Raw genomic sequence first — 10,685 nt, 5'->3', positions numbered from 1 at the left:
GGTGGCAGCAAATTGGTCTAAAAATTTCCGACTTTTTATCCTCAATTTTCTGCCAACCTCGCTACCGGCGCTATTCTCGGACAGCCTCCCGGGCTATTCACAGAGCTGCTTTTCCGTTTGCTGTGCCAGATAAAGGTCGCGATAGTGCCCTTCCTGTTGCAGCAGCTGTTCATGGGTGCCACGCTGGACAATCTTTCCCTTATCCATCACCAGAATCTGGTCGGCATCCTGAATGGTTGACAGGCGGTGAGCCACGGCAATGGTGGTGCGGTTTTCCCGCAGGGTAATCAGCGCCTTTTTAATATGGTGTTCTGTCTCACCATCGATATTGGCGGTGGCTTCATCCAGCAGCAGGATTTTTGGATTCTGGGCAATGGTCCTGGCAAACGACAGCAGCTGCCTTTCTCCGGTGGACAGTGCCTTGCCTCCGGGGCCGGGTTTATGTTCATAGCCTTTTTCCAACCCTTGTATGAATGGGTCCGCATGGACTTTTCTGGCGGCTGCCTGAACGTGCGCGTCGGTAATCTGGTGATGGTTCAGGCTGATATTCTCAGCCATCGTGCCACTGAAAATATAAGGCTCCTGGAATACCAGGCCTAAACCCCGGCGCACTGTGTCTTCCGACAGGGTGGACAAAGGCTGGTCATCAATCAGAATCTGGCCTTCCTGGTGTTGATAGAAGCGCATCAGCAGGTTGATCACCGAACTCTTGCCACTGCCACTGTGACCCACAATAGCGACAAACTGCCCCGGCTCGACGGTGAAGCTGACCTTATCCAGCGCCCGATTTTTGGAATCATAAGACAGGGTTACGTTATTGAAGGCCAGTTTACCGCTATGGATCTCTGTGCTTTCTTTATTGCCCTGGCCATCGTGATTCTCTTCTGCCGCTTCGTTCAATACCTGGAACAACCGCTCTGAGGCCACCAGGGACTGTTGCAGGCTGCTCATCTGCATGGTGATTTGCCGGAAAGGTTCAAAGAATCGCCCAAGGTAATTGATAAAGGCGTAGAGCGTCCCCACTTCGACCTGGGAAAACCCGGAGCGGTAGCCAAACCAGCCCACCACCACCGCCAGGGCAATACCATTGAGCAGGTGCGTGAAAGGCATCAGCAGCAGGCTGTCGATATTGATGTTCTTTTGCTTGAGCTGGCTCCACTGTTCATTATCCTGGTCAAACTGCTGCTGCAGATGGGCTTCCTGTCCCATGGCCTGAATGATCCGCATACCATTCAGGGATTCGTTGACGCGGGTATTGATATTGGCCAACTGGCTGCGTACTCCGTGAATCACCGGGTGGCTGATTTTCTGGTACAGGTGAATGGCCAGCAACAGGAGGGGAATCAGCAGCGCTGTCATCAACATCAGTTGGATATCCAGCAAGGCCATGGCAATGAAGATGCCCACAACCCGGAAAAAGGCCTGGAGTATCGCCGGAATTACGCCCACAAACATCTGGCGCAGTACTTCTGAATCATTGGTAATACGGGACACCAGACGTCCGGTTGGTTCGCTGTCAAAATAGCCCATGGGCAACTTCAGTACATGGGCGAATAGCATGCGCCGTATGTCGTGCACTACCTTCAGGGCATTTTCCTGAAACATCACATTCTGGATATACTGCAGGATGGCCGAACCCAGATAGGTGGCAAACAGGGTAGCGCCCATAATGGTAAGGCCGATGGTATCATTCACTCCGGGGGCGATATGTTCATCCAAAATGATCTTCATCAGCCACGGCGCCAGCATTTCCAGACTGGTGGCCAACAACAGGATCAGAAAGGCAGCAACGAACGGCCATTGATAGGGTTTGGCATAACGAACCAGCCTGGCCAATCCCCGGTAGCCCGATGTTTTTTGCTCGTCGTTTATTATCACTGCACTCTTCCTCAGGCCCTCAGGCCCTCAGGCCCTCAGGCCCTCAGGCAACACCAGGACGTTTGGTTGCGGCACCGGGCTTCACTTCCACTGGTTGCAGCAGGGTCCTTGCTTGCTGTTGGAAGATTTTTGCATACCAATGATCGGTGGTATTTCCTTTAGTCTGGCCGGTGGCCTCTATACCGGTGGCATCTTTACCTTTAGAGAGCAACTGGTCATGGTTGCCCTGCTCGATAATACGGCCCCGGTCCAGTACCAGAATATGGTCAGCGGTTATCAGCTCCGGTAGCCGCTGAGTAACCAGGATGATGGTTTTCTTACCCTTCATAGCCATCAGGTTTTTCAGAATACGGGCTTCAGTTTTCATATCCAGGGCACTGAAGGCATCGTCCAGCAGCAACATTTCACTGTCGGCCAGCAGGGCCCGGGCCAGTGCCAAACGCTGTTTCTGGCCACCGGACAGGTTGATGCCATTCTCACCCAGCAGGGTGTGGTAGCCATCCTTAAAGTCCATGATCTCGTCGTCGATCCCCGCCAGCGTTGCCGCTTTTTTCACTGCTTCCGGACTGGCATCCGGGTTTGAGAAGCGAATGTTGTCGGTGATGGTGCCGGAAAACAGCATAGGCTCCTGGGGTACCCAGGCCAGTTTTTTCCGCAGGGATTCCATGCTCAGCTGTGGCAGTGGAATATTGCCCATCTGTATGGAAGAGCCCTCGGGCAGATCAAATTCCCGCAGGATCAGCCGGAGCAGGGTACTTTTACCGCTGCCGGTACGTCCGGTAATCCCGATAAATGCCCCCGCCGGTATCTCGGCAGAGATGCCCTGCAATACTGGCTTCTGTTCAGAAGCCCCGTCATAACCAAATGACCGGATGTTGATCGAAAGACTTGTGTCGTCTGGTACCTGTCGGGCATCCGGTGCATTCCTCACCTTGGGCTGGCGGGACAGCAGTTTTTCCAGACGCCCCCAGGAAGCACTGCCCCGCTGGAAAACATTGAACTGCCAGCCAAACTGCAGCATGGGCCCGAGCATCTGGCTCAGGTAGAGGGTGAAACTGGTTAGCAGGCCCACGGTCAGCTGACCCTGGCTGATCAGCCAGGCACCACCGACCAGGGCCAGCACAAAAGAGAGACCAAAAAACAGGCTGATACTCGGGCCAAACAGGGCATCGACCCTGGCAACGCTGGTGTTTGCTGCCACCCCCTCCATGGACAGCTGCGCAAAGCGCCGGGTTTGCCGTTCAGTCAACTGGTGTGCCTTGACCGCACGAATACCGGTGATGGATTCCCGGGCCTCTTCGTTCAGGTTGGCAAAGGCGGCCTGGGCGCGACCAAAGCGTGAGTACAATGCCACGCCGTAGCGTTTGGTCGCCCAGACCAGCACCGGGAAAGGCAGCATCGCCAGCAGGGTCAGTTGACCACTGACCAAAAATACCATGGCGAACAACACGGTAAAGCCGGCGATCAGGGAGTCAACCAGGGTCATGATCCCGACCCCGACGCTCTCCTCAACCGCATTGAGGTCATTGGTGGCATGGGCCATCAGGTCACCGGTCGTATGGTGCTGGTAAAACTCCGGAGAGAGCCGGGTGAAATGGGCAAACAACCGGCTGCGCTGCTGACGAATCAGCTCAATGGAGGCACCGTAAAGTTGGGCTCTCCAGACATAGCGGAAACAATAAACGACGATGCCCGTTATCAGTATCCCGGCAACATAACCGGCCAGCTCCCGGTTGGTAAGGCTATTGTCTTTTATACCGTCAACTACATGACCAATCAGCCAGGGCGGCAGAAGGTTCAGGGCAGAGACAATCTGCAGACAGATAAAGGCCAGCAGGTATTGCTGCCAGTAGTCCTTCAGGATAAAACGGAGTTTCCACAGTAGTTTCAATTTATTGGTTCTATTGTGCTGATTTATAACAGGCCATTGAACTGAAAATGATTCTCATGGTCAATGAAGTAATTACCGAATTTTTTTGTGACTTGCCCGCCGTTGGTTTTTCCGAATTTCGTCTGACACACAACAAGCCGGTGCGGCAACAAACGGTGATATCGGCGTTTTGCCCGGCACCGCCCTATTGAGCTTGTTGGTCATATCAAGCTGGAGAAGCCGATTCTTGTTATAAATGGCTTTTTCCTGAGCTGCGGTCCCCGTCAGGACCCCTTGTTTTTTGGCATCAAGATCGACACAGTAATCCATCAATAACTCTTGCCCGACAGCGATTCCCTTGATGGCAATAGAGACCGGGACGGTAAAATTGCCAAATCCGGTATTGACAGCAATAAACTCAACAGCTGTATTGACATCTTCGGCCCTGTTGGCGGAATTAACAAAGTGCATAGGCGTATAACGCCCGTTATCTGGCAAAACGACAACCATGCGCAAGGGATCTTTAGCGATCCCTTCCTGAGTGTATTTCGAAAGCGTACGCTGGGTTTGCTCTTTACCCCTGAGGCCGGCCATCAGAGTTCGGTAGTAGCTCATGAAATCCGGCATATCTTCAGTAAACTTCCGATGCAAATATGCAGGTCGCCAATCGCGATTCTTCTTGGCCCACGACTCATTGTTGATGGCATATCCGATACCCGAATAGATCCCGAGCAGCTCACCTTTTGCTACCGGCGTGCTGGCAAATACACCGTAATTTTTTTCTGGCCCGCCAGAGGCGTCAGGACCGGTAAAGCCATAACCCACCAGACGGTGTTCAAACCGTGCCCGAAAGTCTTGCCGGGCCTCGTTCTCTGACATCCAAAACTGGTCAATGACCCAACACTGCTTACCTGCATGCGGCCCACGAGTGGGAGCCAGCAGGCGATGGGCCAAACTGGATAGCCAGAAATAAGGCTGGTAGGTATGTCCGCAGGGGAGATCAGAATCGTCGCAGATCACTGGCTTGCCAACCGGCTTACTGGCCATATCAGATCGAAAATTGCCAGCGGTGACAACCTTGATACCGCAATGGGGTAACGGCTGATGCCGGGCTGACAACACCCCGGTCTCTGTTATTACCCGGGTGATCAAGCCGCTGTCTGGCGGTGTATCCCCATCACCGGCCGATCGCTCACCGCCAACTGCAGATTGGCTACCATGCACTGGATGGCTGAGACCAGGAAAATTAACGTGAGCAGCAACAACATTGCGGGCATAGGCCGCACCCTGGCGCTGGTTATTATCCGGGGTACCGGTGTTAGACGGCACTGACTGCCTTTCCCCGAAACTGGCCATTCCTTGGGATGATAAGGTATTTGGCTTCATAATGTATCGCTTGAAATTGACAGAGAATGACAAGAGTGTTGTGTCAGACACGCGATTCACACAAAAATTCAATTTACTGGCAAGAATCACCGGTTTTTACCCCGGTGATCTCAGAAGAAAGACGACATCTGGTTACAGGTTATTCAACTTGACGCAAGGGGAGCCATTTACCACTGGTTCCGGGCTCATCACCTTTTGTCCACCTGTGTGCCAGCCAGTTCTGCTCATTATGGCGGACCACATCTCCCTTGACATAAACCTTCTCCGGGTTCCACTGGCCTCCGGGTGAAGGTTTTGTCAGGTAGAACTCCCAGAAGGATGGGTTAAGTAGCTGGCCATATGGAATCGAATATTTCTGGCTACTTGGGCTGGCACTATCGTGAGGCACAACACAGTGAGCGTAGCCGTAGCCATGTGACCGGAGTTGTAACGAAGCACGACTGCATGGGTGCAGGAGCAGTTGCCGAGAGTGCAGGCGCAAGCAGTCAGAAATATATGATTTCATATTGTTATGGTGGCATTAGACAGCAATTCAATTTATTTTTGTCCAGGTTTTCTGCAACTGCCGGTATGGAATACTGATTCTGATTAATTGATTGAATCAATATACATATTAAACAACAGATGTATATCATCGAATAATTATTTCATTAATTCTCTGGCAAGTTGTCTGTGGATAAGTTACTGACCATTTTCTGGCAGTTTTTCCTGCTGGGCTGGACCAGTTTTGGCGGCCCGGCGGCGCATATCGGTTACTTTCGAAATACCTTTGTTGAGAAGCGCAAGTGGTTAACGGATGTGGAATATTCACAGCTGATTGCTCTTGCCCAGTTTTTGCCGGGCCCCGGCTCCAGTCAGGTTGGCTTTGCCCTCGGCTACCAGCGGGCAGGATTGCCGGGGGGAATTGCAGCGTTTGTCGGTTTTACCTTACCCTCGTTTGCGATTCTGCTGGCGGTAGCCATAAGCAGTCAGCGGTTCCTGTCTGCTGACTGGTACCAGGGGATTATTGCCGGTTTAAAATTGCTGGCCGTTGTTGTGGTCGCGGATGCCACTGGGCAGATGTTCCGGTCTTTCTGTAAAAGTCGGTTGACTATTAGTCTGTGTGTTTTCAGTGCAGCACTATTGCTGGTGTTTCCTGGGGTATTGGTTCAGATGGCTATTCTGGTGGTGGCTGCTCTGGTTGGTTGTTGCTGGTTACCGGGTAATGAAGAGAGTCAGGCCAAGTGTCGCTTTGTTTTCTGGCCACTGATTCTGTTTGCCATTTTACTGTTTGGCCTGCCTTTGCTGGCTGTTTATTCGCCCCGGGCAGCCTTGATCAGTGACTTCTATCAGGTTGGCAGTATGGTGTTTGGCGGTGGCCATGTGGTTCTGCCATTACTGCAAGGCACAACGGAGGGCGTGATCAGTACCAATACATTTCTCACCGGCTATGCCGCAGCCCAGGCAGTACCCGGCCCGATGTTTACCCTGGCGACCTATCTTGGCTATTTTGCTTCTGAGTCAACGCCGGTTCTGGGGGCTGTTATGGCAACGCTGGCTATTTTCCTGCCCGGTTTTCTGCTGGTGATCGGTATACTGCCTGCCTGGCAAGCCCTGGCTGGACGGGGGCGGATTGCCGGGGCGGTTGCCGGTATAAATGCTGCTGTCGTCGGACTGCTGCTCTGCGCGCTTTACTCACCAGTATTTACCTCTGCAGTGCATTCGGCAATGGCAATGGGGCTGGTTTTGATTGGCTGTTTTCTGCTACGTGTCATAAAGATTTCGATTTTCTGGCTGGTGGTGATATTTATTGGCGTTGGTGTGTTGATCCTTTAAGCCACATTGAGTGTGTTCAAATTGGTAGGTCTCTTATTATGGACTACAATTTACCGGTCACAGTAAGCACCTGTCCTGATTATGATAAGAATTTTTTACTGCTGCCTTGAATAAATCTACAGGAAATAAATGTAGGTAGTTAACCAAATGAAATCATATTTTCTGACTAAATGGTCTTTCACTCTACGGCGTTGCAATTCCGGTCACATAGATACGGCTGTGCTCCCTACGTTGCATAGTAGCTGATTTAGATACGATTACATTTGGTCAACTACTTATGGTTATACGATATGATTGATAACAACTATCACCAACCCAGTATACATTCCGTTGAACTTCTTGCTTCTAAACCGGTTATCGTTTCCAGCCTTGTCAGATCCGGTTATCTGTCCGCCAGGGATGCTTTGGCGTTATCCCAATGCTGTAAGGCTTTTCACAGAGAAGTTTATGAGGTTGATGTTCGCAACCTGATCAAATCTACCGTTGGTTTCATCAGTCTTTCGGGTCCGTGCACACAAATAAAAGTAAACGGAAATACAACAGTAAAGCAACTATCTCATGCCCTTGGTGAAAAATTGGGAAAGGATGTTACCGGGGTGAAATTTCAACTGCCATCAATTGCAGAGGGATTTGTTGACCCTCGCGAGGAACCAATAGCAGGGTTAAGAGTTATTGATGTAGCACCAAAGGCTTATTCTATATATAAGTACAAATTTGATAGAAATATTTGTATTCTGGCTACAAAGCCGCCGTCCACAACAGGCAGTAACTCAAGTTAGCGATTGAAAACGTTTGAGTGTCCGTGGCTTCTGCCCGAAGCAACCACAAATGCCCATGGCCCGTGAACTTATTTTGCACCACCTCAGGGATGAGAAATGGTTTAGCAAAATATTTTTCACGGCAAAGTTTTGGATTATTTTATTCGGTCCACTGTGTTTGTGTTGCCCTCCGGTGGAAAGGCGATAAAAGCGTGACAACGCTTAATCGTCTTCTCATCCTCGATATTTAACAATTTCAGCCCGTTGCTACACATGTTTTTCATATCGTCTATAACAATCCCCTTAATCTGATAGCCACCTTTACGGAAATATTTTTTTGCTTTTATTTTTTGGGCCATATCGCCCGGGTCCGGGAGATCACCGATTTCGGCTCCCTCAGGTTTACGAAGCTTCAAGTTGTGTGGAAAAATTCCACCACCTCTTCTTGCTTTGTAAAGCTCCTCCATGGAATTCAAATGTTTGGTGGATAAAACCAGTTCGAGAACCCGGATATGCCCGGTTACCTGTTGCAGCTGTTCCAGGGTCAACGGGTTATCCATTCCCATACGCCTGGCAAGTGTTTGCAGCAATTCGGCCTGTGCCGGGTGCCGTGAAATCACTCGGGCTATGTCTGCGAGGCTGATCGAGAGCTGGCCAGTGGTGAGTAATTGGTGATGCTTGACAGGTGAAGTAACTGCAGTGGAGGTGACTGTTTCAGGGTTAATCTGTAAAAATGGCAAGTTCGGGCGTGCAGGCTTTATATTAATGCAGTTGTATGGGTTTTGGTCGAGAATGGCACCCCATAGCCCATTATCTACGATGGTTTTCATAATGGCCTGATCCAGGTTCGCCAGATTTGCCAGGCAAGTGAGTGCCAACGAGTGAGAATATTTGCCGTGTAAAATGCCACCTGACCAGTTGCTGTCAAGAAAGCCGTGCTGCCTGGCAATACAGTCGGCAATGAACGGTGGAATAAAACCAATAAAAATCGGCGCTGAGCCGGGGCGTAAATCGCTGCCGCTGTCTGCACAGACTTTGTCCATGGCTTTGCGTACGACGCCCTGCATTTGTTCCCGTTGGAAAAAGCGCTGTTTCCGGTTAGTGCCCTTATTGCCTGCAAGGAAAGCGTAGACTTCAAGACGCTTCGACATATTCAGGGCAAGCAGACGTTTGGGGGTGTCAAGTTCGTTATCCCCGATAGATTCCGGGGCAATAGGCGTAGAAAACTTTCGGATATAATAACGCTCTGCAACTGAGCCAGAGGGTATGGGGATATTTTGCTCTTTCAGTATTGCTTCTATCTCAGCACCGACCCGGGCCAGTACCGGTATTTGAGTACTGAACCTTATCATCGAACGGTAACAGTTGAGAGTAGCCTTGCGTTTACCCGGAGGGACAATACCATTGATCACGTCAGCAAAATCCCGGATGGCAGACTCTCGTAAATCATCGATGTACCGGCATAGCGCAGGACTGAGAAACGCTTCCGGAAAAATCAGGGCACTCTCACTCAAGGCAGAGAAAGTGAAGCCATGTTCATTAAACAGGCTAAACAGGGCCGGTGGAAACAGGCGTTTTTTTTCCCTGGCAGTTAATTCATTGCCATTCATGAACGCTAAAAAATCTTTCGAATAAATATGTGTGGTGAGTTTATGGTCCGGCCCAATTTCCACCATGCTATCCGGATGGAAAATTTTATTATGCTTGCCCCGGTTCGTTTGTGGAATCTGGCAGATTGGACAGGACCTGGCAATATTTTTTGTTGCCTTGCCATCCTTAAACCCAAAGTACTTCATATTATCTGCCGTAGAATCCGCTAATTTTCTGGTAGCACTTTCTGGCAGATGCGATGCATTGTGGGTGCGAAAAACATCCAGCCAAAAGTTTGAGCCTGCGGTCTCCCTTGCTTGTTTCAATAACCCACTATCTTCAATAAGACTGCCTGCTTCAATAAGACTGCCTGTGAAGCCCACCATAAACTGGTCTGACGTTCGCCGGGAAACCAGATATTGGCCGGTTTGACTGGCTATTGCCAATTGGAGATCAGGGCGGTCAGGATCATTAAATAGAATCCGGGTGAGCTTTGATTTTTCTTTGGAATTCAGTGATTTTATCTCTTTGACAGTGTCAGCGCTGTTTAGATACTGAATCAAGCCAATGGTATCCTTGTTGATCAGCTCATTGATTTTTTCAACAATGCAAGTAAATGATTGGTCATCGAACCTGGTTGGCAAAAATTTCGTAGCAAATTTCAATTCTTTGATTTTTTTTGGGTTATGTATACGTTGGTGCTCAAGATCAGGGGTTTTAGTAGACGACCCGTTGTTCACCGTTTTTTCTGATTTACCATTTGCGTTTAACACAGCGTTAAAATACATAAAATTACGCAACGGTACTGATTTTGATTCTGTTATACCGGTATTCATTACGTGTTTTGGTAACTGATTAACAGACACTGACAATGGTTGTTGGCAGGCAGATTCAATGTATGATTCGTCCGTTGATGATTCGGTGTCTGAATAGGTGTCTGAATCGATGGATGGCCGATTCAATGATGTCAGTGGCTCACTATTATTTGCTGCAACAGCACCTACTGGCACCATGGTTTTATCTGCAGATTCAAGCTTGGTACTGATATCGTACGGTGTACTGTGTTGGACAGGCTGTTGCCATGAGTCGGCAAAACCAGCGTCTGACAACTGCGGCATCATGGAAATATTCCGTCCGGCAATACGACACCTGTCGATCGTCCTGGAGGCCATCGAGTCGAGTGGATAATTCAGTTTCATCTGTTCCAGGGATTCATTACGCGGTGATTCAAGGATTGCTGAGACCAGTCTGCGATGCGCCCTCCCTGATTCATGCAGTGGTTTCAGACCATTGAATGACTGCCGTTCATCGCTTCCTATTCTGCTTGCGGCTGCGCCAGGGCGACAGAATCGGTCGAACGATCATCCCGATAATAGGATATTTAGCTA

7 protein-coding genes are annotated in these 10,685 nt (G+C 49.9%); 2 read left to right on the top strand and 5 right to left on the bottom strand.

The window, feature by feature from the left end; translation table 11 throughout:
• Positions 1-93: 93 nt before the first annotated feature.
• The 4 genes from KDK14_RS17345 to KDK14_RS17330 all read right to left on the bottom strand — a co-directional run bounded on the left by KDK14_RS17345 (position 94) and on the right by KDK14_RS17330 (position 5,639).
• A complete protein-coding gene (locus KDK14_RS17345; protein WP_257266443.1) occupies positions 94-1,878 on the bottom strand; it encodes an ABC transporter ATP-binding protein in 1,785 nt (594 codons plus the stop codon).
• A 43-nt stretch (positions 1,879-1,921) separates the two neighbouring features.
• On the bottom strand, positions 1,922-3,769 hold the full coding sequence (locus tag KDK14_RS17340; protein WP_257266442.1) for an ABC transporter ATP-binding protein: 1,848 nt from the start codon (positions 3,767-3,769) through the stop codon (positions 1,922-1,924).
• A gap of 72 nt (positions 3,770-3,841) precedes the next feature.
• Positions 3,842-5,134 carry a hypothetical protein gene (locus tag KDK14_RS17335; protein WP_257266441.1) on the bottom strand — a complete coding sequence of 431 codons (1,293 nt, stop codon included), beginning with the start codon at positions 5,132-5,134 and terminating at the stop codon, positions 3,842-3,844.
• Positions 5,135-5,273: 139 nt separating this feature from the next.
• A complete protein-coding gene (locus tag KDK14_RS17330; protein ID WP_257266440.1) occupies positions 5,274-5,639 on the bottom strand; it encodes a carbohydrate-binding protein in 366 nt (121 codons plus the stop codon).
• A gap of 167 nt (positions 5,640-5,806) precedes the next feature.
• On the opposite strand from KDK14_RS17330, the gene chrA reads away from it, so the two are divergent.
• Complete coding sequence (gene chrA / locus KDK14_RS17325) at positions 5,807-6,949, top strand: chromate efflux transporter (RefSeq protein WP_257266439.1); 1,143 nt, start codon at positions 5,807-5,809, stop codon at positions 6,947-6,949.
• A 290-nt stretch (positions 6,950-7,239) separates the two neighbouring features.
• Positions 7,240-7,728 (top strand): hypothetical protein, encoded by a 489-nt coding sequence (locus KDK14_RS17320; protein WP_257266438.1) that lies wholly within the window; start codon positions 7,240-7,242, stop codon positions 7,726-7,728.
• 134 nt (positions 7,729-7,862) lie between these two features.
• Here the strand turns inward: KDK14_RS17320 and KDK14_RS17315 are convergent, their stop codons facing one another.
• Positions 7,863-10,496, bottom strand: a complete 2,634-nt coding sequence (locus KDK14_RS17315) for a hypothetical protein (RefSeq protein ID WP_257266437.1) — start codon at positions 10,494-10,496, stop codon at positions 7,863-7,865.
• Positions 10,497-10,685: the final 189 nt, after the last annotated feature.

The sequence above is a fragment of the Endozoicomonas sp. ONNA2 genome (genome assembly GCF_024606365.1).
GTDB lineage: Bacteria > Pseudomonadota > Gammaproteobacteria > Pseudomonadales > Endozoicomonadaceae > Endozoicomonas.
This window is presented reverse-complemented; position numbering and strand designations above follow the sequence as displayed.